The organism is Bradyrhizobium sp. URHC0002 (assembly GCF_054059515.1).
In genome coordinates this window covers 1-21,017 of record NZ_JBSSCF010000001.1, presented here as the reverse complement: position 1 = coordinate 21,017, position 21,017 = coordinate 1, and the positions used below count along the sequence as shown (strand labels likewise).

The following is a 21,017-nucleotide window of genomic DNA, read 5'->3' as shown; positions in this document are numbered from 1 at the left end:
TGACGGGGTGGGGCAATGGGGTACGATCCTGCAGGCCGGGTAAGTCACCGGATTTTCGTCGTTGCGTTTCTCTGCCTTTGCATCAGTTTAGGCATTACCGCGGCGCAAGCGGAGCCGTCGGCGACCGTCGACAACTTTCCCGGCGCAGCCTTTGAAACCACGACGCCGGAGGCGGCCGGATGGTCGGCCGAAAAGCTCGCGGAAGCAAAAGCCTGGTCACTGAAGGTCGAGCCGGCCTCGGCCGTCATGATCGTTCAGCACGGCCGCGTCGTCGCTGAGTGGGGCGATACCGCGGTCAAGTCGAACCTGCATTCGGTGCGCAAGAGCCTGCTCAGCGCCTTGATCGGGATCGCGGTCGACGAGCGCAAGATCGATCTCAAGGCCAGCATCGGCGGCCTCGGCATCGACGACAATGCCCCGATCCTGACCGAGGCCGAGAAGGCTGCCACCGTCGCCGATCTGCTGAAAGCGCGCTCGGGCATCTTCCACGCCGCGCTCTATGAATCCCCTGGCATGGCCAGGCGGCGCCCGCCGCGCGGCAGCCATCCGCCCGGGACCTTCTGGTACTACAACAACTGGGATTTCAACGCGCTCGGCACGATCTACGAGCGTGCGGTGGGACAATCCATCTTCACGGCGTTTGACGAGAAGATCGCAGCCCCGATCGGCATGCAGGATTATCAACCGGGTGACGGCGAATATGTCAGGGGCGCCGCGTCCGATCACGCCGCCTATCCCATTCGCATGAGCGCGCGCGATCTCGCGCGCTTTGCGCTGCTCTATCTCCACGGCGGGCGCTGGAAGGACCGCCAGCTCATCCCCAGCGCATGGGTTCGCGAGAGCACGCAGTCCTACTCCGACGCCTATGCCGATCTCGGGCCGGGCCTCGGCTATGGCTACATGTGGTGGATCGGGTTTCTGCACAACACGGGTGCGCCGACGGTCAAGGTGCCGCCGGGAACGTTCGAGGCGATGGGGGCCGAGGGGCAGTATGCCTTCGTGATCCCCGCGTACGATCTCGTCATCGTTCACCGCATCAACAGCGATATCCCGGCGTCGCAACGCAAGGAGCCGACGTTTCAGCAGATGGCACGGCTGCTCTGGCTGGTGCTGTCAGCGGCGGGCGACAAAGACGTCGGGCCGGACATCACGCTGGCGCATGCGGTGGGTACGCGCCTCGAAGGGGATGCGCTGAAGGCCGCGCTCGCCGGGAAGACGCTCTCGGTCGCACAGTCGCTCGTCGGCTACGCCTGGCAAATTCGCGCAGACGGTACGCTCTCGATCCTCGCCGGCGCCGAGCGCCGGGAGCGCTCGAGCGGAAAATGGGGGATCGACGATCGCGGCCGCTATTGCCGGACGCTGAACGAACCCCGCGCGCGGGAGTTCTGCTTTGCGGTTGTCGCGAACCAGGGAAGACTCCAGTTCTTCGACGCAGATGACCTGATGCGATTCGATACGGTGGCGGAGTAGGCGGCTCCGTCATTGCGACTGCTGGCATCGCGGTTCGACCCACTGCAAGTCCACCACAATTGGCAAGGGGCCGCGAGACGCGCGAGTTGCGAGTTTCATTCAGTGCACGGCTTGCTCGCGGGTGCTTAGCGCCTTCTTCACCAGCTCCGGCAAGGTCCTGGCGTAGACCTCAATGAATGTGGCGTCGCCATTAGAGCGCGGTGTGTGCGCGGCCTGTTCGGCGATGCGTGCGGCCTTGGCCTCGCACTTCGCGAACAGGTTCCAGAACCATTCCGGCTCCTTGTCCACCATCCCCTTGTGGAGCTTGATGACGGCGGCGCCTACCGCCGCCATGGCATTGACGGCGCCCGCACTCATGGCGCTCAAGGCCGCCGAGCTCATGATATCTTCTCGGGCTTCGGCGGCAGCGGCTCGTGCTTTCCCGTGCTTCCCTCGGTTCGGCATGCTCGGCTCCTGATATGCTCATACGAACTTCGGGAAGCCTAGACCGCAGGGATTGACGGCGTCTGAATCGACAATCCTAAGTTCGGATTTTCGATTTCGTTCGGGTATGTCTAAATTCGTTCACGATGTTCCCGGCGCCGGGATCCGGAGTGTCGTCGCTGCTTCTGCATCACCCTTGATCGGGAGGATCAAACGCGCGGATGGGCGGCACCGATTCCCGATATTTCTCGCACTCGACCACCGTCACCTGACCGCAGCAGCCTTGCGCGAGCCGCGAGGTGCCGATGTCGCGGGTGAGCACGTTCGGATTGCCGTGGACGCAGAGCGGATGTTCCGCTGAGCCTGCTTGCGGATCGTACCAGGCGCCGGTGGACAATTGCACTACGCCGGGCATGACGTCGTCTGTAACGGCGGCGGCGGCAAGGCACGCGCCGCGATCGTTGAACAGGCGGACGACGTCGCCATCGGCGATGCCGCGGTGGGCCGCATCAGCGGGGTTGAGACGGACGGCCTCGCGGCCGGCGATTTTTTTGGACTGGCTGTAGGCACCGAAATCGAGCTGGCTGTGCAGCCGCGTCGCGGGCTGGTTGGCGATCAGCGTCAACGGGTGGCGCGAGTCAGGCGGTTCGGTCGATGGCAGCCAGGCCGGGTGGGGCGGGCAATCGTCGTAACCGAAGCCTGCGATGGCTTTCGAATGAATCTCGATCTTGCCGCTCGGCGTCGGCAGCTTGTTCTTGACGGGATCGTCGCGGAAGGCGCGCAGAAAGCCGCCGTCATCGGGAGCTGACGGCAGCGCGAGTTCGCCGCGCCGCCAGAACTCGTCGAAGTCAGGCGCATCCCAGCCGGCATCGGCCAGCGCGCGCCGCGTCGGCTCGTAAAGATGGGCCAGCCATTGCCTGCTGTCGCGTCCTTCCGTAAAGGCCTGTTCGACGCCCATTCGCTGCGACAGCGCGGCAAAAATATCGAAATCGTCGCGCGCTTCGCCGACCGGCTCCACCGCCCTGCGCATCGCGACCAGCCTTGGATCGGTGCCGGCGGCGCCGATGTCGTCGCGCTCCAGCGTCATGGTCGCGGGCAGCACGATGTCGGCGAATTTTGCCATCGGCGTCCAGGCGCTCTCGTGCACGACAATGGTTTGCGGGACATTGAAGGCCCGCCGCAGCCGGTTGATGTCCTGGTGATGGTGGAACGGGTTGCCGCCCGCCCAATAGACCAGCTTGATATCGGGGTATTGCATCGAGCGGCCGTTGTATTCGAACGGCTTCCCCGGATTGAGGAGCATGTCGCTGACGCGTGCCACCGGAATGAAGTCGCTGACGGCGTTCTTGCCCTGCGGCAGGGTCGGAATGGGAACGGCGTTGGGCCGGCGACCGGTGTGTCCGAGGGCGCCGAGCGCGTAATTGTATCCGCCGCCGGGCAGGCCGATCTGGCCGAGCATCGCCGCGAGCACCGCGCCCATCCACACCGGCTGCTCGCCATACTGCGCCCGCTGCAATGAGTGCGAGACCGTGATCAAGGTGCGCCCGCGCGGCAATCGGCGGGCGAGGCCGACGATCTCGGCAGCGGGAATGCCAGTGATATCGGCCGCCCACGACGCGTCCTTTGACGTATCGTCGTCGCGGCCGAGCAGATAGCGTTCGAAGATGTCGAAGCCGGTGCAACAGCGCGCGACAAAGGCGCTGTCCCACAGGTTTTCGACGAGCAGCGTATGCGCCAGCGCCAGCATCAGCGCCACGTCGGTGCCGACCTTGATCGGCAGCCACCGGGCGCCGGCTGCTTCCGGCATGTCGTCGCGCAAGGGTGCGATGCCGTAGAATATCGCGCCCCGGCGCGCGGCCTTCTCCATCGCATCGCGCTCGATGTGCCGGCTGATGCCGCCGCTTGCGACATCCGAATTCTTCAGCGCCATGCCGCCAAAGGCCAGCACCGTATCGGTATGTTCGGCGACCTGATCCCACGTCACGTTGTGGCGCGAGACGGCCTCGTAGCCGCCCATCACGTGCGGCAGGATCGCGGCCGAGGCGCCCGCGCTGTAGCTGTTCACCGAGCGTATGTAGCCGCCGAACGCCGTGTTCAGAAAGCGATGGACCTGGCTCTGCGCGTGGTGGAAACGTCCGGCGCTGGACCAGCCATAGGAGCCGCCGAAGACCGCGGCGGCGCCATAATCGGTCCGGATCCGCGACAATTCATTCGCAAGCAAATCGAGCACCTCGTCCCAGGGGCACGCGACGAATTTCTGGTCGAAGCTGCGCGCGCTGCGTGCTTCCCGGTCCTCCAGCCATGCCTTGCGCACCATCGGCCGCAGGATGCGGGCCTTGTGGCGCATCGCCGTGGTGAAGTTCTGCAAGATCGAGGAGGGCGCAGGATCGTCCTCGTGGGGCCTGATATCCAGCGTCGCGCCGTTCCATCGTGCCGAGAAGGCGCCCCAATGCGCGCTGTGCGGGCTCCAATCCTCTCGGGCCTGATCCATTTCTCTTCCCAGACGCTCGTTCATGACGCCTGCGTCACGCAATTCACCCATAGCACGACCGCTTTCGCATCTTCCGCCGGATTTGAAAAGCGGTGTGGCCTGCGGCTGGCGAAGCGAAAACTGTCGCCCGTCTTGAGCGACCAGGTCTCGGCGTCCACCGTGAGCGTCATCTCGCCTTCCAGCACCAGTCCCGCTTCCTCGCCATCATGCGTATAGAGCTCGTCGCCGGTGTTGCCGCCGGGCTCCAGGTGCACAAGAAACAGGTTGAGGCGGTTCTCCGTTCCCGCCGGGCTCAGCAATTGTTTTGATATGCCGGTGCGCCACAGTTTCAGTTCGGCGCGCTGCAACTGCCGCGTCACCACGCCGCCGGAAGCGGGATCGTCGCTCGGCTTTGAGCCGAACAGCGCGGCAATGCCGACACCGAGCACGTCGGCGAGTGTGGCGAGCACGCGCAGCGAAGGCGACGACAGCCCGCGCTCGATCTGGCTGAGGAAGCCGATCGACAGATCGGTCTTCGCCGCAATTGTCTCCAGCGACAGTTTGTGTTCACGGCGCAGGTCGCGAATGCGCCGGCCGACCGCAAGGTCCATCGCGGGCTCGGCCGGCCTGGTGGCAGCCTTCGCCTTCGGCCTGCGCGCCGTCTTTGCCGCGGCCCTTGCCTTGGTTTTGCCCGCCGGCTTCTTGATTCTTCTGCCACCGCTCACGTCAGCCTGCTTCCTTCATGTGCATGAAAATCGCTTGCAATGCCGCGGCAAGTGTGACCACAATTTCATAATGGTGAAAATAGGCCGGAACGGCGTTTCCCGCAACTCTTTGGTCTAACGCGGGGGCGAAGTTCGATCCAGGAGGTGGTGCCATGGCTCTCAAACGTCTCGTCCAGGCCGCGATGGCGGCCCTTGTTGTCGCCGCTGGTGCGATGCCGGCATCCGCGCAAAAGGCTCTGAAAGTGGGCTCGACGCCGACCGGCGTGCCCTTCACCTTCCTCGACACCAAGACCAACAGCATTCAGGGCATCATGGTCGATCTCATCACCGAGATCGGCAAGGACGCCGGCTTCCAGGTCCAGATCGAGCCGATGCAGTTCTCCGCGCTCGTGCCGTCGCTGACCTCGAACAAGATCGACATCATCTCGGCCGCGATGTTCGCAACTGCCGCGCGGAAAGAGGTGATCGACTTCTCCGACGCTGTCTACACCTATGGCGAGGGGCTCGTGGTGCCAAAGACCGACGCCAAGAATTACGCCTCGCAGGAAGACCTCAAGGGCGAGACCGTGGGCGCCCAGGTCGGAACGGCCTTCGTCGATGCACTGAAGAAGACGGGATTGTTCAGCGAGGTCAAGGTTTACGACACCATTCCCGACATCTTGCGCGATGTGAATGCGGGTCGCCTCAAGGCCGGCTTCGCCGACTATCCGATCCTCGCCTACAATCTCAAGCAGGGCAATTTCGCCGAGGTGCGTCTGGTTGATTCCTACAAGCCCGTCACCGTTGGCACCGTGGCGATCGGCATCCGCAAGAGCGACACCGAGTTGCTGGCCAAGATCAACACCTCGCTCGCCAAGCTCAAGTCAAACGGCACCATCGCCAAGATCCTCGAGAAATGGGGACAGAAGGCTGACGCCTCCTGATGTCCAGAAGCGCGACGCAAACATTCCCTTGGCAGGACGCAACCCTGATCTGAGCCGATGCAGAAGTTTTTCAGCGACGCCGTCGAGTTCTTCCCGATCCTGCTGCAGGGCGTCTGGCTGACGATCGTCGTCACAATCGGCTCGCTGGCGTTGTCGACCGTGCTCGGGCTGTTCTGGGCGCTGATGCGGGTGTCCGGCATAGGCGTGCTCGCCGGCCTGAGTGCCGGCCTGATCAACGTGATCCGCGGCATCCCGATCATCGTGCTGCTGTTCTATCTGTATTTCGTCATGCCGGATTTCGGCATCGCGCTGACGGCGCTGCAGGCCTCGATCCTGGGGCTCGGCATTGCTTATTCCGCCTATCAGTCGGAAAATTTCCGCGCCGGCATCGAGGCGATCGACAAGGGACAGATCGAGGCGGCTCAGACCATCGGCATGGGCTGGTGGCTCACCATGCGCCGGGTGGTGCTGCCGCAGGCGGTAAGGATCGTGCTGCCGCCCTACGGCAACATCATGATCATGCTACTGAAGGATTCTTCGCAGGCCTCGACGATCACGGTTGCCGAGCTCGCGCTGCAGGGCAAGTTGATTGCTTCCTCCACCTTTAAGAACACCAGCGTGTTCACCCTGGTGGCGCTGATGTATCTTACCATGAGCATTCCGCTCATCCTGCTGGTTCGGCATTTCGAGAAGAAGGCGAACCGGAAATGATCGAACTCGATGACGTCCACAAGAGCTTTGGCAAGGTCGAGGTGCTCAAGGGAATCTCCGCGTCGATTGCGAAGAGCGAGGTCGTTTGCATCATCGGCCCCTCGGGTTCCGGCAAGTCGACCATTCTCCGCTGCATCAACGGGCTCGAAAGCTACGATCGCGGCGACATCCGCATCGAGGGCGCCCGCGTCGATCGCAACGCCCGCTCGATCGTTTCGATCCGGACGCAGGTGTCGATGGTGTTTCAGCGCTTCAACCTGTTCCCGCACCGCACTGCGCTCGAGAACGTCATCGAAGGCCCGCTTTACGTGAAGAAGGAGCCGGCGGCCGAGGCGCGGGAGCGCGGTCGCGCGTTGCTGGCGCAAGTCGGGCTCGCCGACAAGGCCGACGTCCATCCGCCGCAACTCTCCGGCGGGCAGCAGCAGCGGGTTGCGATTGCCCGCGCGCTCGCCATGCAGCCGAAGGCGATCTTGTTCGACGAGCCGACCTCGGCGCTCGATCCCGAACTGGTCGGCGACGTTTTGGGTGTGATGCGCAAGCTCGCCGATGACGGCATGACCATGGTCGTCGTCACCCATGAAATGGGATTTGCCAAGGACGTCGCCGATCGCGTGCTGTTCATCGACGGCGGCGTGATCGTCGAGCAGGGGGCGGCGAAGTCCGTCCTCAACCAGCCGCAGCATGCGCGCACGCAGGACTTCTTGCGGCGCGTGCTGCATCCTCTGTAAGTATCCGGTTACGATCCATGAACGCGCCCACAACTCTGCCGCTGCCACCGAGCCTTTACGCCGATACGGCGGTGGCGCCGACACCGACGCCGCCGCTCGATGCGGACAAAAAAGTTTCGGTCGCGATCGTCGGCGGCGGTTTTACCGGGCTGTCCACCGCGCTGCACCTGGCCGAGCAGGGTGTCGACGTGACCGTGCTGGAGGCGCAGCAGCCGGGCTGGGGCGCATCGGGCAATAATGGCGGCCAGGTCAATCCGGGCCTCAAGCACGACCCGGACCGGATCGAGGCGGATTTCGGCGCTGAGCTCGGCGGCCGCATGATCGCGTTTGCCTACGGCACCACCAACTACACGTTCGACCTGATCCGCCGCTACCAGATTCCCTGCGAGGCGCGGCAGAACGGCACGCTGCGCGCGGCCTACAATGAAGCAAGCGCGGCGGCAATCGAGAGCACTGCGAAGCAGTGCATCCGCCGCGGCATGCCGGTGACGCTGCTGAACCGCGAGCAGATGCGCGCGATGACCGGTGCCGACCGCTATCTCTGCGCCATGCTCGACAATCGCGGCGGCGACCTGCATCCGCTGAGCTACGCGCGCGGGCTGGCGCGCGCCGCGCTGGCGGCCGGCGCTGCCGTCCATGGCGAGACGCCGGCGCTCTCCTTGTCGCGTGAAGGCGCCGGCTGGCGCATCGAAACGCCACGCGGAATCGTGCGCGCCGAAAAGGTGCTGCTGGCGACCAATGGCTTCACCGATGATTTGTGGCCGGGCCTGCGCCGCACCATCGTGCCGGTATTCTCCTCGATCGCCGCTACCGCGCCGCTGTCTGACGCCGTTGCGCGCGCGATCATGCCGACGCGCCCGGTGCTGTACGAGAGCGGTCACATCACGGTCTATTACCGCATCGATCAGCACAACAGGTTGTTGATGGGCGGGCGCGGGCCGATGCGCTGGATCAGCAAGCCTGCCGATGTCGCCTATCTCATGCGCTATGCGGAACGGCTATGGCCGAGCCTCAAGGGCGTGAGCTGGACGCACGGCTGGAACAGCCGGCTCGCGATCACGCCGGATCATTATCCGCACGTGCACGAACCGGCGGAGAATCTCTTGATCTCGCTCGGCTGCAACGGCCGCGGCGTCGCACTCTCGACCGCGATGGGCGGGCAGCTCGCGCGGCGTTTGATCGGCGGCAAGAATGCCGAGATCGACATGCCCGTTACCGGCATCAAGCCGATGGCGTTGCATGCGTTCTGGCCGATCGGCGTCACCGCCGCCGTCGTGGCGGGGCGGGTGCGGGACCGGCTCGGGATCTAGCAAAGTCGCACCCTCGTTACCTGCGCGCGCAACAAGCAGATTGACAACCCAAATACTCATAATTATGATCATCAAATATTTGACGGTAGGGGTGAGAAGATCATGCGTCCCACTGCCAGAACCCCTTTGCGAGACAAGCCGTCGGCGCTGATCGTCGGGCACGACGGCGTTCCCATCCGCCGCATATTGGCTCCGCTGGTGCGACGGCTTCAGCAAGTCTGCCTGAGCATGATCACCACGGCCTTGAAAGAGGCCGACCTGGTGCAGCTTGAGTATGCCTTGCTGGTGTTCGTCGACGATGTGCCCGGCATCAGCCAGCAGTCGCTGTCTGAAGCGCTTGGGATCGACCGCAACAATGTCAGCCTGATCGCCGACAAGCTCGAAGCGCGGGGTCTTCTGACGCGGGCGGTGAATGGCGCCGATCGTCGGGCTCGCGAGCTCTACATAACGCCTGGGGGCAGGAAGCTGTACCGCGATCATCGCGCCAAAATTCGTCAGGTCAACGATCGGATCCTGTCCTCGCTGACGGCTGAGGAAAAAGAGCTGTTTCTGGACATGCTGGTGCGTGTGGTGGAAGGCAATCGAACCCACGCGCGCCCCGGGGGCGGACGGCGCAAGCGCGGTTCCGTCAAGGCAGCTCTGACCGAAGCGAGGCCGGGCCATGCCACGTAGCGTACTCCTTGCATTCCTGTTTGTGGTGGCCATTGTCGGCCCTTCGCAACGGGTTCGCGCCGAACTATGGCCGCAGCGTACGGTCAGGATCATTGTGCCGCTCCCTGCCGGTCTCGCCACGGATCTCGCCGCGCGCCTGTTTGCGGAAGGGCTTTCCCGACGGTGGGGACAATCCGTGATCGTCGAAAATCGTCCTGGCGCTGACGGCATCGCGGGCGTCACAAGTTTCGTGAGTGCCCACGATGACCACACGTTGTTGTTTTCATTCGCGGGTCCGATCTCAATCAACCCGTTGATACACGAGAAACTGCCTTACGATCCCGTTCGAGACCTCGTGCCGATCGCGGCGGCGATCGATAATTTCTTCGCCATTGCGGTGTCGACGCCGACGGGGGTGCAATCGATCGACTCGTTCATCGCGGCGGCCAGGGCGTCTCCCGAGCGCTTCAACTGGGCTGCCACTGCGGGTTTGCCGCAATATATCTTCCTGGCGCTGCAGAAGAAGAACGGGCTGGCGCTGACGCAGGTGCCGTATCGCGAGTTCACGCCCGCACTGCAGGATTTCGCCGAAAACCGTATTCAGGTGCTGGTGACGGCGCCTACCAGCATGCTGCCGGCGGTTACAAGCGGCAAGGCAAGGCTGTTGATGGTCGCCAACCGGCAGCGCTCGCCGATCGCGCCTGATGTGCCGACCGCGATAGAAGCCGGATTCCCCGAACTTACTTTCGACGGCGTCGTGGGCTTCTTCGGCGGACGCGACTTGCCAACCGCCGTTCGCGACAGGATCGCTGATGACGTCGCTGCCGTCGGCGAGAATTCGGAGGTTAATGCGCGGCTGCAGGCGGTCGGCGTTAAGGTCCGCGTCCTGATGCCCGCGCAGTTTGCCAGTGCGATTGACGAGCAGCGCACCAAGGTGCGCGAGATCGTATCGATAAACAAGACCGCGCGCTAACCGCGGCGCGGCCGCGGGAACCGATCCGAGGAGGGTGAACGATGTCCGCATCGGAAGGAAGTGCCACCTCGCCGGCTACCTTGTGGCCGTTGATCACCGGCTACATGCCCGCGCGTGTGGTTCATGTGGCGGCCGAGCTTGGCATTGCCGATCTGCTTGCAACCGGGGCGAAGACGGCCGACGCCCTGGCGCAGGAAATCGATGCGGCACCGGTTCCGCTTCGCAGGCTGCTGCGCGCCCTCGCAAGCATCGGCCTGGTCGAAGAATGCGAGTCTGGACGCTTTGCTTTGACAGCTGCGGGAAATCAACTCCGATCGAATGTACCCGGTTCGATGCGAAACCTCGCCTTGATGTTCGGCGGCGAGCGTGCCTGGAGATCCTGGGGCGAGCTGCTTCACAGCGTGAGAACCGGCGAATCCGGCACGCGTCGTGTCTACGGCGTAGGCAGTTTCGAATATCTCGCCGCCAATCCAGAGCAGGCTGCTATCTTCAACGCGGCTATGGCCGAAAACACCAGGCGGATTACCGAGCTGTTGGTTTCGACCTACGACTTCTCCCAGTTCCGGAACATCGTCGATGTCGGTGGCGGCAATGGCGCATTGATGGCTGCCATTCTCGCTGCCAATGCGGGCGTCCTCGGCACGGTCTTCGATCTGCCCAGCGGAATGGCGCAGGCACAGCAGAACCTTGCCGATGCGGGCGTTGCCGCGAGATGCGAAATTATCGCCGGCGATTTCTTCCGCTCGGTGCCTGAGGCGGCCGATGCCTACGTTCTGAAATACGTCATCCCCGATTGGAACGACGCGCAAAGTATCGCGATCCTGAGCAACTGCCGTAACGCCATGCACCAGGCCGGCAAGATCCTGCTGATCGTGCGTGTCATGCCGGAAAGGATGGAGGCGACGCCGATCCACCAGCGGATCGCCATGGCCGACATGAACATGCTCGCGATGCCTGGCGGGCAGCAGCGCACCGAGCAGGAATATCGACAGCTATTTGCGGCCGCCGGTCTCTCGCTGGAACGCATCACGCCGCTGCCAGGATCGGAAATCAGCGTCATCGCGGCGAAGCGCGGGTGAGGCCAAGGGCGTTTAAGCGATCACGCGGGCTCGCTTCGCCTCATCCCTCCGCCACCGCCTCGCTCCACGGCTGGAACACCTCGGTCGCGCCGCTGTTGGTGTCGCCGTCGCGCAGCACGATGCTGGGGCAGGCGAATTTCATCGGCAGGGTCTGGATGCGCGCATTTTCGTAATCGAAACGCGCGCCCAGCGCCTCGTGCGCGGCCTGAGGCAGGCGCACATCGCCGATCACGACGGCGCCTTCGCTGGCGTCGATGCGCGGCTGGTGGATCACCGCATCGAGGTCCATGCCGTAATCCATCACAAAGGACAGCAGCTGGCTCACCGCCGGCAGGATGCGCCGGCCGCCGGAAGCGCCAATGGCAGCGCGCCGGCCATCGGCCGCCTGCGCCAGCACCGGCGTGTAGTTGGTCATGCAACGCTTGCCTGGCGCCAGCGAGTTCGGCGCGCCCGGCGCGGGATCGAACCACATGATGCCGTTGTTCATGGTGATGCCGGTCTGGCTCGAGACGAATTTGGAGCCGAAGGTCGACAGCAGCGTCTGCGTCACCGCGGCCATGTTGCCGTCGCGATCGACCGCCGAGAAATGCGTGGTGCAGGCCGGCGCCAGCGCTTCCGTGCCGAGCGAACGCCTGCCGTCTTCATCGCCCATGTCCTTCAGGCGCTCGCGATAGGCCGCCTGCAGTGCCGATGCGTAAGCGACGTAGGCCGCCGCATCCGGTCCGCCGCGCGCAGGCTTGAGATTTTGCTGCAGAAGACCGAGCGTGCGCGAAAGCGTTGGACCAGCGGTAAGTTCTGGCGTCGCGAATACCTGACCGCCGCGATAGGGAATGGCCAGTGCCTCACGCAGATGAGCGCGGAACGGCTTGAGGTCTTCGACTGACAGCGCGCCACCGGCGGCCTGGATGTCGGCAGCGAGGCTGTTCGCCAGATCGCCCTCGTAGAAGTCGCGCGGGCCGGCACTCGCGAGCTGCGCCATCGTGGCCTTGAGCCGGTCCTGCGGCATGCGGACCTCCGACTTGATGCCCCATTGCGGATTTGGCGGCAGGCCGTCCTGCAGATAGGCGGCGGCGCTGGCGGGGTAGCGGCGCAAGTCCGCAGCCGCGCTCGAAATCATCAGCGTGGTCCACCAGTCGACCGCAAGGCCTTTACCGGCGAGCTTGACGCTCGGCGCCAGCAATTCCTTCCACGGCAGTTTGGCGTGGCGACGATGCGCTTCCTCCATGCCGGCCACCACGCCGGGGACGGCGATCGAGCCGGGGCCATGAATGTTGCGGTCGTTCTTGACGCGCGGCCAGGGAAAAATATCCGATGCCGCGCCGTCGCCGGTCAGCGGATAATCCTCGAGCCGCAGGCTGCGCGGTGCGCGCATGCCGTAGTCGATCACTTCATAGCGGTCTTCGCGCGCCCGGTAGAGCACCATCGCGCCGCCGCCGCCGAGCCCGCTCATCCAGGGCTCCAGCACGCCCAGCGCAAACGTGGTGGCGATCACGGCGTCGACGCAGTCGCCGCCCGCGGCCAGCACCTCGGCGCCGACTTGCGCAGCCTTGCTGGATTGGGCGGCGACGATGCCGCCTTTGGAGGTAACCGCGGGTTTGCGGATCGCTTGCGTATTGGAGAACTGGTCGCGCATCGGATGCCTTCGATATCGTGGGGAAGTTTGCGGGTGGGGCGTGGTCGGGGTGAGCTGCATTACACCCTAAAAATCCTGGGCGAGCCATGACAGAATAACATGCGAGGGGACCACATTCGTTCGTCTTCAAGGTTGGCGCCAAGGGACCGACAATGGCACATTGCCGAGGATTGTCGCATCGCCAAAGGAGCATGCCGGCTTGACTGCAGACGCATTCATTCACCTGCCCGAGCTTCGAACCCGCGTGACGCATCCGGAAAAATCGCGGCTGCGCCTGACGCCGGAGATGTTTGCGATGTGGGAGCAGCGCATCCGGGCCGCGGGATGGCCCGAGGGCTGGCGGCTGTCGGACGAGGTGATCGAGGCGTCACGGCTCGCGGTGCTCGGCAATCACAGGGCGGGAGACGACCTCTGGATCTATTCCTACGGCTCGCTGATGTGGGACCCCGGATTTCATTTTGCCGAAGTCCGGCTCGCCGACGTCGAGGGCTATCAGCGCCGCTTCACGCTGAAGATCAATCTCGGCCGGGGCTCGCAGGACCATCCGGCGCTGATGCTTTCGCTGGAGCCGCAGCAAGGACGTTGCCATGGGCTGGCGTTCCGTATCGCTGCCGATTCCGTTCATGCGGAAACGGCGATCCTGTGGCGCCGCGAGATGCTGCGCGGCGGCTATGCACCGGCGATGGTGCCGATGACAACGCCGCAGGGGCCGATCGAGGCACTTGCCTTCGTCTCGAACCCTTCGCACCCGAGCTATGTCGGCGAACTGCCGTTTGCGGAGACCGCGGCGATGATTGCAAGCGGGAAGGGCATCCTCGGCACCAACAGGGAATACCTCGTGCAGCTGGCGACGCAACTCGACGCGCTGGGGATCGAGGACCCTTATGTCGCGCAGCTCCACGCCGAGATCGGCGTCACGCCGGATATGTGATGCAGCCCGTCGAGAGGCGACACCGTGCTCCGCTTCAAACAATGTTTGAGCGGACCGGTTTTGCAATGCAACCCGGCATCCTGACGCAAGTGCACGACGCGAATTATTGAGTATAGTCCAACCCGACTGCGCCAAGATCGTCCAAGAAACAACAATGGGGAAGCCGCGCATGACCGGGGACATCAAGCCGCATTACGAGGTCGTCGTCGTTGGCGCGGGCGTGTCGGGCATTTACCAGATCAAGCGGCTGGCCGATCTCGGGGTGGATGCCCTTGTGCTCGATGCCGCCCCCGATCTCGGCGGAACCTGGTACTGGAACCGCTATCCGGGCGCGCGCTTTGATTCCGAGAGCTACACCTACGGCTATTCCTTCTCGAAGGAGCTGCTCAACGAGTGGCACTGGAAGGAGCGGTTTTCGGCGCAGCCGGAGAACCTGCGCTATCTGAACTACGTCGCGGAAAAGTTCGATCTTCGCAAATACATGCGGTTCAATCTTAAGGTTGAGGCGGCGGCCTTCGACGAGGCCGGTCATCTGTGGCGGCTCCGGCTCGACGACGGAAGCGAACTGACCTGCCGGTTCGTCATTCTCACGGTCGGGTTGCTGTCGATACCGACGCTGCCGCGGCTGGAAGGCATGGAGGCGTTCAAGGGCCGCTCGTTCCACACGTTTCATTGGCCGCATGATCCGGTCGACCTCGCCGGCAAGAAGGTTGGCATCATCGGCACCGGTGCGACCGCGATCCAGGTGATCGGCGAGATCGCGGACAAGGTCGGCGAACTCACGGTGTTTCAGCGTCGTCCGAACTGGAGCGCGCCGCTCAATAACGGTCCGATCTCCGAAGCTGAGATGGCCGATATTCGCTCGCGCTACGACGAGATTTTTGCCGCCTGCACCCGGACGCCCGGCGGCTTCGAGCATGAGCCGGACCGGCGCGGTTTCTACGAGGTCACGGCCGAGGAGCGGATCGCACTGTGGGACAAGCTCTATGACGAGCCCGGCTTCGGCATCTGGCTGAGCAACTTTCGCGAGATCTTTACCGACGAGGCGGCCAACGCCGAATTTTCCGCCTACATCGCCGGCCGCATCCGCCGGCGCGTCAAGGACCCGGTGACGGCGGAAAAGCTGATCCCGAGGGATCACGGCTTTGGCGTGCAGCGGGTGCCGCTGGAGACCAATTACTTCGAGGCCTATAACCGCGACAATGTGCACCTCGTCGACATCGGCGAGACCCCGATCGATCGCGTGACCGAGAGCGGCCTGCGCACCAGCGCGCGCGACTACGAGCTCGATATCCTGGTCTATTCCACCGGCTTCGATGCCATCACCGGCTCGTTCGATGCGATCGACATTACCGGCGTTGGCGGCGTGAAACTGGCCGAGCAATGGCGCGACGGCCCCTCGACCTTTCTCGGCATGATGGCGCATGGTTTTCCGAACCTGTTGATGCCGACCGGGCCGCAAAGCGGTTCGGCCTCGACGAATTTTCCGCGCGGCATCGAGAACGGTGTCGGCTGGTGCATGGGCCTGCTCGAGCACATCTGGCGCCGCGGCTACACGCGCGCCGAACCAACCGCCGAAGCGCAGGCGCGCTGGACCGCGCATGTGACGAAGATGTACGCCATCATGCTGATGCGCAAAGCCAAGTCATGGTTCACCGGCTACAATTCCAACATCCCCGGCCACGAGCACGGCAAGACCCGCTACCTCGTCTATAATGGCGGCACGCCGAAATACGTCGCCGCCATCACCGACGTCGCGCAGAAGGGCTATGAGGGCATCGTGTTCGATGCGGACGCGCGGGCATCAGTGAGGTCCGCGACCGCCGCGGAGTAGGGCGCGCGCAGAGGCTTACCGTCAGTGCGTCCGCAGCAGGCGCCGGGGATGAACGCCGTCGACATATCCCATGAATGGCGGATGGATCGAATAGCCGATCAGCTCGCGGGCGCGCTCCGGCAATCGGCTCGCTACGTCGGCGGGGACGGCGAGCGCCATGTTTTCGAGCTGCCGCACCCAGCCCACGCAATATTGCGGCGTGATGATCAGGCGCGGCCGGTCTGACCGGTTGGCGCCGCCGCGATGCCACAGCGTTCCCTTGGTGATGGCCAGCGATCCCGACGGCATGATCAGCTTGACGGCGTCCGGCCGGTCACCCTCGTCATGCTCGGCTTCGTTGGTGAAATGGGCGGGCTGTATCGCGCCCGCGATATATTGCCCATCCCACAAATGGCTTCCCGGAATGATTTCGGTGGCGCCGTTCTGCTCGGTGGTGTCGTCGATCGCCCAGAAGGTGCTGATGCCGAGCGCGGGACGAGGCCGGGGAATCTTTGCGCCGCTGTCGTCGAAATGCCAGGGCTGCACCGTCTCGCCCGGATGCAGATTGATCGCGAGCAGGGCGGACAGCAGGCAGCTCTCGCCGAGTTCGGCTTCGACAAAGGCCATGGCAAGCGGATGGATCGCGAGCTCGGCGAAGACAGGCGATTTCGCCAGCAGGGCATAGACGCGATTGGTTTTGGTGCCTTCAAAATCGTTGCGGCCGAGCAGATCGCGCGCCAGATGCGGCGCCAGCGCCGCGCGGATTTCAGCGACACGCTCGGGAGGCAGAACGCGTTCGAAGATCAGGTAACCGCTGCGGTCGAACTCTTCCCGCCAGGCGGCGAATGATCGCCCGTTGAGCCAGGGCGCTGCTTGCTCCGCTGTCGCTGCCATCGGCGCTCTCCCTTTGCGAGCCGGTATGACCACGGCTTCCTTGCGAGACATCATACGCAATTGAAAGCGCTTTTCACGAGGTATTTATGATCGCGGTGCGAACCTGTAGCGGAACGTACAGCTCGGCGCGCCCTGCATCAGGGTCTCGTCGCGCGTGAGGCCGACCTCGCTGCCGCCGGCCGCAACGATATCGAAATCGGTGGCGCAGACCAGCAGCGCGCCGAGTTCCGGTTCGCCGAGCGCGCGAAAGAATTCCGCGAAGCGGCAATGCGTGACGTCGAATTCCAGCGCCTCCTCATCGTGCCTGATCATCTCGACCGTCACTTCGCGTTCGGTGACTTCGGCGAGCGCGGTGTGCATGGCCGCCCATTTGCGCCGTGCGCTACCCTCAACACGCTCGCCCACGGCGGCGAACAATTGCTTCGACCAGTCGCGCAGCGCGTCCTTTACGATCGCGTCGGCCCTTTCCCGGCCCAGTTCCGCGCGCAACGCTTGCAGCACCGGCACCAGCACCTGGGCCTGGATCCGCGTCCTGTCCAGAAGCGACAGGTGGGAATCGACCATGTAATCATCGAGTACGTTCATCGCGGGCTTCCTTCCATATGGCCCGGCCTGCGGCAGGCTATTCCCGCGTTTCGGTCATAAAAACCTTTTGCGCGATCTGCCAGCGGCCATCGATCTTCAACAGCGACAGTTGATCGGTAAAGAAGCGCGGAGGGATTGCGCATTTGAGCTTGACGTAGGCCATCGTCGGACCGACGAGGTCGATCGACAGCACTTCATCGTGCCGCGAGAGGCCCCGCTGCTTCGGCGACGGCCTGTTCCGGACGTTGTTCAGCCAGACGTCGCGCGGCGTGATCGTCAGTTCGCCGTCGTCCGCGACGCTGGTCAGCGCGCTGGTTTGGTGAAAGGCGCTGGCAATCTTGTCGGCGTCGCCCTCGTGGAGACCGTCGAGGTAGGACTGGATCACGCCTTCGATGGCTTTTGCGTCGTCTGTCATGAGATTTGGCTTCCGATGTCTTGTTTTGGTGGCGTCGGCGACAATAAGCGAAATCCAGCGGGAGGTTGACGTAGAAAATCTATTGCATGACAGTCTGCCGGACGCCGCGAACCAGCGGCGTAACCGGGTTTGAACCAGGCCGGATTAAAGATGGTTGCCAGCGAAACCTATGCCGAGTTTCTGCGCGAGCAGCTCGCGCCGCTCGGCAGCGTCACCCTGCGGGGCATGTTCGGCAAGACCGGCGTGTTCTGCGACGGGGTGATGCTGGGTATGGTGACGGAGAACACGCTCTATTTCCGGGTGGATGAAGAGAACCGGGAGACGTTCAGGGAAGCCGAGGCATTTCCGCCGCTCAACTATGCGAAGCAGGGCCAGATGATAGACCTCGCATTCTGGCGCGTGCCGGACCGGCTGTTCGATGAGCCCGACGAGTTCATCACGTGGGCGCGCGCCGCGCTGGCGGCCGCACACCGGGTTGCGGCCAAGCGGCCGGCGCCAAAGCAGCCCACCGCGTCAAGGCAACGCAAACGCCCGTCGTGAGCGGACTAAAATTTCAGGCCGCTCAAAGGACAGGCCGTCGTTGCCTTGCGCGTTACCCCGCGGCAGCGTTGACCGCGATCGGCGAGAGGTCCTCGCTCTCTTTCAAGTTCCGTGGCAGTCCCGCAAAGCCGCGCAGCGCTTCCGCCATCTTTGCGCGTCCGCTGACGCCGGTGACCACCACGTCCACCATCATCAGGGACGTATGGATGTGGCCGCGCGCCTGCAATTGCTCGACCGGGACACCGGCGGCAGCCATGGCCTCGGCATATGCGATGCCCTCGTCACGCAGCGGATCGAACTCGCAGGTTGCCACGAACGCCGGGGGCAAGTTCGTCAGATTGCCGCGCAGCGGTGAGGCGCGCGGATCGGTGCGGTCGGCGGGCGAGCAGTAGATGTCCCAGAACCAGAACATCATCGATCGCGTCAGGAAATAGCCGGCCGCATTGTCGGTGTAGGACGAGCGGTCGAACCTGCAATCGGTGACCGGGCACACCAGCAGCTGGCCTGCGATTGGCGGGCCGCCGCGATCGCGCGCGAGCTGGCAGGTGACGGCGGCGATGTTGGCGCCGGCGCTCCAGCCTGCGACCAGCACCGGTCCCGGTTTGCCGCCGAGTTCGGCCGCATGCTCGGCGATCCAGCGCGTCGCCGCATAACCATCCTCGGCCGCCGCCGGGAAGCGATGCTCGGGCGCGTGGCGGTACCCGACGCTGATCACGATCATGCCGCTGCGGCGGCAGATGTCGCGGCAGAACGGATCGTCGGACTGCTCGTCGCCGAACACCCAGCCACCGCCATGGAAATAGACCACGATCGGGTGTGGCCCCGGCGTTGCCGGCCGATAGAGGCGATAGGGCAGCGGACCGTCGGCGCCTTGCAGCGCGCCGCTGCCGACCTCGCCGACGGGACGACCGGCAGGCCGGCCCTTGTTGAATTCGGTGACGAAGTCGCGCGCGCCTTGCGCGCCAAGCTGTTCGAGTTGCGGCAGGTTCATTTCCGCCAGCATGCCCAGCACCAGCCGCACGTCCGGCTGCAGGCGAACCACCTCGCCATCGTTGCATTGCTCGGCGACATTGGGGCCCGACAGCTTGAAGCCCAGCATGCCGCGGCCGACGACCTCGTTGCAGATGCTGCGGTAGGGGCCGACGCCGCCGGTATAGGGCATCAAGCTCTGCGCCTTGCCGGGAACGTTGGCGCCCGTGTACCAGGTGTTGGCCAGCCGGTGCAGCGTCATCATCGAGCAGTCGGCCATGTGCTGCGCCCAGCCGGCTTGCGCGGTTTCAGTTGCTTCCATGGTCGTGAAGCCGGCCTCGCGCAACGCCGCCAGCCGATCGACCACCCAGTCGACGTTCTGCTCGATGGACACCGCCATGTTCGACAGCACCGACGGGCTGCCGGGACCGGTGATCATGAAGAGGTTGGGGAAGCCCGCGACCGTGAGGCCGAGATAGGTCTGCGGTCCCTGGGCCCAGACGCTCGACAACGACTTGCCGGCCCGTCCGGTGATCGGATGCACCGCCATGATCGCGCCGGTCATGGCGTCGAAGCCGGTGGCGAACACGATGGCGTCGACGTCGACGCTGCGCTTGTCGGTGACGATGCCGGAGGCGGTGACGGCCTTGATCGGCTCTTGCCGCAGATTCACCAGCGTGACGTTGGGACGGTTGTAGGTGGCGTAGTAGTTGGTATCGAGGCAGGGCCGTTTGGCGCCGAATGGATGGTCATGCGGGCTCAGTGCCGCGGCAGTGTCGGGATCCTTCACGACGGCCCGAATCTTCTCGTGAATCAACTTGCCGATCAGCGCGTTGCCGTCGAAATCGACGCCCTGGTCAGCCCAGAGCTGGGTCAGGATGTGGACGAGATCGCCGGCAGCCCACGCTTTCTCGAAGCGCTCGCGGCGCTCGGCATCGCTCAATTGCCAGCTCACCGCCGTCTCCTGCGGATACGGCACGCCGGCGAGCGACCAGCGCGCCTGCTCACGATAGGCAGCACGGTCAGCCTCGAAATAGGTCCTGCGATCGTCGGGCGCCGGACCGTTATGCGCGGGCAGGGCAAAGCTCGCGGTGCGCTGGAACACGGTCAGATGCGCAGCCTGCTCGGCGATCAGCGGAATCGACTGGATGCCCGATGATCCGGTCCCGATCACGGCGACGCGCTTGCCTGCGAGATTGACGCCATCATGCGGCCAGCGTCCGGTGAAATAGACCGCGCCCTTGAAATCCTTGACGCCGTCGATCTCCGGCGGCTTTGGCGTGGAGAGACAGCCGGTGGCCATGATGTAATAGCGGCAGGATACGCTCGCGCCGTTGTCGGTGACGAGTTGCCAGCGCTCGCTGGTGTCATCCCAGTTCGCGGCCTCGACCCTGGTGCTGAAGCGGATGTCGCGACGGAGGTCATAACGATCGGCGACGAAGCCGAAATAGCGCAGGATTTCCGGTTGCGTCGCGTATTTTTCCGACCAGGTCCATTCGCGCTCCAGTTCGGAATCGAACGTGTAGCTGTAGTCGATGGTCTGGATGTCGCAGCGTGCGCCGGGATAGCGGTTCCAGTACCAGGTGCCGCCGACGTCGCCGGCCTCCTCGATCACGACAGCCGAGAAGCCGGCCTTGCGCAGGCGATGCAGGAGATAGAGGCCGGCAAATCCGGCGCCGACGACGGCGACATCGACCTGTTGGGTCGTGCCACTGCTCGTCGATTCAGAAGAACGTGCTGCGACCGCTGCGTCTGCCATGCTATTCCTCCCGTG

General features: G+C 64.2%; 19 protein-coding genes. 11 read left to right on the top strand and 8 right to left on the bottom strand.

Annotated elements, in window-relative coordinates; translation table 11 throughout:
• The first annotated feature begins 15 nt into the window (after nucleotides 1–15).
• On the top strand, nucleotides 16–1,470 hold the full coding sequence (locus tag ACVWVY_RS00095) for a serine hydrolase domain-containing protein (protein WP_456624498.1): 1,455 nt from the start codon (nucleotides 16–18) through the stop codon (nucleotides 1,468–1,470).
• A 99-nt stretch (nucleotides 1,471–1,569) separates the two neighbouring features.
• On the opposite strand, the gene ACVWVY_RS00090 is transcribed toward ACVWVY_RS00095, so the two are convergent.
• From ACVWVY_RS00090 to ACVWVY_RS00080, 3 genes are all read right to left on the bottom strand, one after another.
• A complete protein-coding gene (locus ACVWVY_RS00090) occupies nucleotides 1,570–1,851 on the bottom strand; it encodes a hypothetical protein (protein WP_456624497.1) in 282 nt (93 codons plus the stop codon).
• A 232-nt stretch (nucleotides 1,852–2,083) separates the two neighbouring features.
• Complete coding sequence (locus ACVWVY_RS00085; protein ID WP_456624496.1) at nucleotides 2,084–4,384, bottom strand: molybdopterin guanine dinucleotide-containing S/N-oxide reductase; 2,301 nt, start codon at nucleotides 4,382–4,384, stop codon at nucleotides 2,084–2,086.
• Between the two features lie 20 nt (nucleotides 4,385–4,404).
• Nucleotides 4,405–5,088, bottom strand: a complete 684-nt coding sequence (locus tag ACVWVY_RS00080) for a cupin domain-containing protein (RefSeq protein ID WP_456624495.1) — start codon at nucleotides 5,086–5,088, stop codon at nucleotides 4,405–4,407.
• A 152-nt stretch (nucleotides 5,089–5,240) separates the two neighbouring features.
• Between ACVWVY_RS00080 and ACVWVY_RS00075 the strand changes: the two genes are divergently transcribed.
• The 7 genes from ACVWVY_RS00075 (at nucleotide 5,241) to ACVWVY_RS00045 (ending at nucleotide 11,463) form a co-directional block, all read left to right on the top strand.
• Nucleotides 5,241–6,011 (top strand): ABC transporter substrate-binding protein, encoded by a 771-nt coding sequence (locus ACVWVY_RS00075; protein WP_456624494.1) that lies wholly within the window; start codon nucleotides 5,241–5,243, stop codon nucleotides 6,009–6,011.
• Nucleotides 6,012–6,068: 57 nt separating this feature from the next.
• Nucleotides 6,069–6,722 (top strand): amino acid ABC transporter permease, encoded by a 654-nt coding sequence (locus tag ACVWVY_RS00070; RefSeq protein ID WP_456624493.1) that lies wholly within the window; start codon nucleotides 6,069–6,071, stop codon nucleotides 6,720–6,722.
• Nucleotides 6,719–7,450, top strand: coding sequence for an amino acid ABC transporter ATP-binding protein (locus tag ACVWVY_RS00065; protein WP_456624492.1), 732 nt, complete (start codon nucleotides 6,719–6,721; stop codon nucleotides 7,448–7,450). The genes ACVWVY_RS00070 and ACVWVY_RS00065 overlap by 4 nt, the downstream gene beginning before the upstream one ends.
• 17 nt (nucleotides 7,451–7,467) lie before the next feature.
• Nucleotides 7,468–8,760 (top strand): NAD(P)/FAD-dependent oxidoreductase, encoded by a 1,293-nt coding sequence (locus ACVWVY_RS00060; RefSeq protein WP_456624491.1) that lies wholly within the window; start codon nucleotides 7,468–7,470, stop codon nucleotides 8,758–8,760.
• A gap of 102 nt (nucleotides 8,761–8,862) precedes the next feature.
• On the top strand, nucleotides 8,863–9,432 hold the full coding sequence (locus ACVWVY_RS00055; RefSeq protein WP_456624490.1) for a MarR family winged helix-turn-helix transcriptional regulator: 570 nt from the start codon (nucleotides 8,863–8,865) through the stop codon (nucleotides 9,430–9,432).
• Nucleotides 9,422–10,384 carry a Bug family tripartite tricarboxylate transporter substrate binding protein gene (locus ACVWVY_RS00050; RefSeq protein WP_456624489.1) on the top strand — a complete coding sequence of 321 codons (963 nt, stop codon included), beginning with the start codon at nucleotides 9,422–9,424 and terminating at the stop codon, nucleotides 10,382–10,384. Before ACVWVY_RS00055 ends, ACVWVY_RS00050 begins: the two co-directional genes overlap by 11 nt.
• A 41-nt stretch (nucleotides 10,385–10,425) precedes the next feature.
• Nucleotides 10,426–11,463 carry a methyltransferase gene (locus ACVWVY_RS00045; protein ID WP_456624488.1) on the top strand — a complete coding sequence of 346 codons (1,038 nt, stop codon included), beginning with the start codon at nucleotides 10,426–10,428 and terminating at the stop codon, nucleotides 11,461–11,463.
• A 40-nt stretch (nucleotides 11,464–11,503) separates the two neighbouring features.
• On the opposite strand, the gene ACVWVY_RS00040 is transcribed toward ACVWVY_RS00045, so the two are convergent.
• Nucleotides 11,504–13,096 (bottom strand): gamma-glutamyltransferase, encoded by a 1,593-nt coding sequence (locus tag ACVWVY_RS00040; RefSeq protein WP_456624487.1) that lies wholly within the window; start codon nucleotides 13,094–13,096, stop codon nucleotides 11,504–11,506.
• Nucleotides 13,097–13,295: 199 nt separating this feature from the next.
• Between ACVWVY_RS00040 and ACVWVY_RS00035 the strand changes: the two genes are divergently transcribed.
• Both ACVWVY_RS00035 and ACVWVY_RS00030 read left to right on the top strand, forming a co-directional pair.
• Nucleotides 13,296–14,027 (top strand): gamma-glutamylcyclotransferase, encoded by a 732-nt coding sequence (locus ACVWVY_RS00035; protein ID WP_456624486.1) that lies wholly within the window; start codon nucleotides 13,296–13,298, stop codon nucleotides 14,025–14,027.
• 169 nt (nucleotides 14,028–14,196) lie between these two features.
• On the top strand, nucleotides 14,197–15,861 hold the full coding sequence (locus tag ACVWVY_RS00030) for a flavin-containing monooxygenase (RefSeq protein WP_456624485.1): 1,665 nt from the start codon (nucleotides 14,197–14,199) through the stop codon (nucleotides 15,859–15,861).
• Nucleotides 15,862–15,882: 21 nt separating this feature from the next.
• Here ACVWVY_RS00030 and ACVWVY_RS00025 read toward each other — a convergent pair whose 3' ends face one another.
• From ACVWVY_RS00025 to ACVWVY_RS00015, 3 genes are all read right to left on the bottom strand, one after another.
• Nucleotides 15,883–16,734: a phytanoyl-CoA dioxygenase family protein gene (locus ACVWVY_RS00025; RefSeq protein WP_456624484.1), complete on the bottom strand. Its 852-nt coding sequence runs from the start codon at nucleotides 16,732–16,734 to the stop codon at nucleotides 15,883–15,885.
• An 84-nt stretch (nucleotides 16,735–16,818) separates the two neighbouring features.
• On the bottom strand, nucleotides 16,819–17,319 hold the full coding sequence (locus tag ACVWVY_RS00020) for an L-2-amino-thiazoline-4-carboxylic acid hydrolase (RefSeq protein ID WP_456624483.1): 501 nt from the start codon (nucleotides 17,317–17,319) through the stop codon (nucleotides 16,819–16,821).
• Between the two features lie 37 nt (nucleotides 17,320–17,356).
• A complete protein-coding gene (locus ACVWVY_RS00015) occupies nucleotides 17,357–17,734 on the bottom strand; it encodes a nuclear transport factor 2 family protein (protein ID WP_456624482.1) in 378 nt (125 codons plus the stop codon).
• A 129-nt stretch (nucleotides 17,735–17,863) separates the two neighbouring features.
• Between ACVWVY_RS00015 and ACVWVY_RS00010 the strand changes: the two genes are divergently transcribed.
• Nucleotides 17,864–18,274 (top strand): TfoX/Sxy family protein, encoded by a 411-nt coding sequence (locus ACVWVY_RS00010; RefSeq protein ID WP_456624481.1) that lies wholly within the window; start codon nucleotides 17,864–17,866, stop codon nucleotides 18,272–18,274.
• A gap of 52 nt (nucleotides 18,275–18,326) precedes the next feature.
• On the opposite strand, the gene ACVWVY_RS00005 is transcribed toward ACVWVY_RS00010, so the two are convergent.
• Complete coding sequence (locus ACVWVY_RS00005; RefSeq protein WP_456624480.1) at nucleotides 18,327–21,002, bottom strand: flavin-containing monooxygenase; 2,676 nt, start codon at nucleotides 21,000–21,002, stop codon at nucleotides 18,327–18,329.
• Nucleotides 21,003–21,017: the final 15 nt, after the last annotated feature.

What these genes read in the sequence shown, in the direction of transcription:
- ACVWVY_RS00005 (WP_456624480.1), bottom strand. Translation starts at nt 21,002, where the DNA reads ATGGCAGACGCAGCGGTCGCAGCACGTTCTTCTGAATCGACGAGCAGT.
- ACVWVY_RS00085 (WP_456624496.1), bottom strand. Translation starts at nt 4,384, where the DNA reads ATGGATCAGGCCCGAGAGGATTGGAGCCCGCACAGCGCGCATTGGGGC.
- ACVWVY_RS00095 (WP_456624498.1), top strand. Translation starts at nt 16, where the DNA reads ATGGGGTACGATCCTGCAGGCCGGGTAAGTCACCGGATTTTCGTCGTT.
- ACVWVY_RS00060 (WP_456624491.1), top strand. Translation starts at nt 7,468, where the DNA reads ATGAACGCGCCCACAACTCTGCCGCTGCCACCGAGCCTTTACGCCGAT.
- ACVWVY_RS00075 (WP_456624494.1), top strand. Translation starts at nt 5,241, where the DNA reads ATGGCTCTCAAACGTCTCGTCCAGGCCGCGATGGCGGCCCTTGTTGTC.
- ACVWVY_RS00065 (WP_456624492.1), top strand. Translation starts at nt 6,719, where the DNA reads ATGATCGAACTCGATGACGTCCACAAGAGCTTTGGCAAGGTCGAGGTG.
- ACVWVY_RS00055 (WP_456624490.1), top strand. Translation starts at nt 8,863, where the DNA reads ATGCGTCCCACTGCCAGAACCCCTTTGCGAGACAAGCCGTCGGCGCTG.
- ACVWVY_RS00015 (WP_456624482.1), bottom strand. Translation starts at nt 17,734, where the DNA reads ATGACAGACGACGCAAAAGCCATCGAAGGCGTGATCCAGTCCTACCTC.
- ACVWVY_RS00045 (WP_456624488.1), top strand. Translation starts at nt 10,426, where the DNA reads ATGTCCGCATCGGAAGGAAGTGCCACCTCGCCGGCTACCTTGTGGCCG.
- ACVWVY_RS00050 (WP_456624489.1), top strand. Translation starts at nt 9,422, where the DNA reads ATGCCACGTAGCGTACTCCTTGCATTCCTGTTTGTGGTGGCCATTGTC.
- ACVWVY_RS00020 (WP_456624483.1), bottom strand. Translation starts at nt 17,319, where the DNA reads ATGAACGTACTCGATGATTACATGGTCGATTCCCACCTGTCGCTTCTG.
- ACVWVY_RS00070 (WP_456624493.1), top strand. Translation starts at nt 6,069, where the DNA reads ATGCAGAAGTTTTTCAGCGACGCCGTCGAGTTCTTCCCGATCCTGCTG.
- ACVWVY_RS00040 (WP_456624487.1), bottom strand. Translation starts at nt 13,096, where the DNA reads ATGCGCGACCAGTTCTCCAATACGCAAGCGATCCGCAAACCCGCGGTT.
- ACVWVY_RS00090 (WP_456624497.1), bottom strand. Translation starts at nt 1,851, where the DNA reads ATGAGCTCGGCGGCCTTGAGCGCCATGAGTGCGGGCGCCGTCAATGCC.
- ACVWVY_RS00025 (WP_456624484.1), bottom strand. Translation starts at nt 16,734, where the DNA reads ATGGCAGCGACAGCGGAGCAAGCAGCGCCCTGGCTCAACGGGCGATCA.
- ACVWVY_RS00030 (WP_456624485.1), top strand. Translation starts at nt 14,197, where the DNA reads ATGACCGGGGACATCAAGCCGCATTACGAGGTCGTCGTCGTTGGCGCG.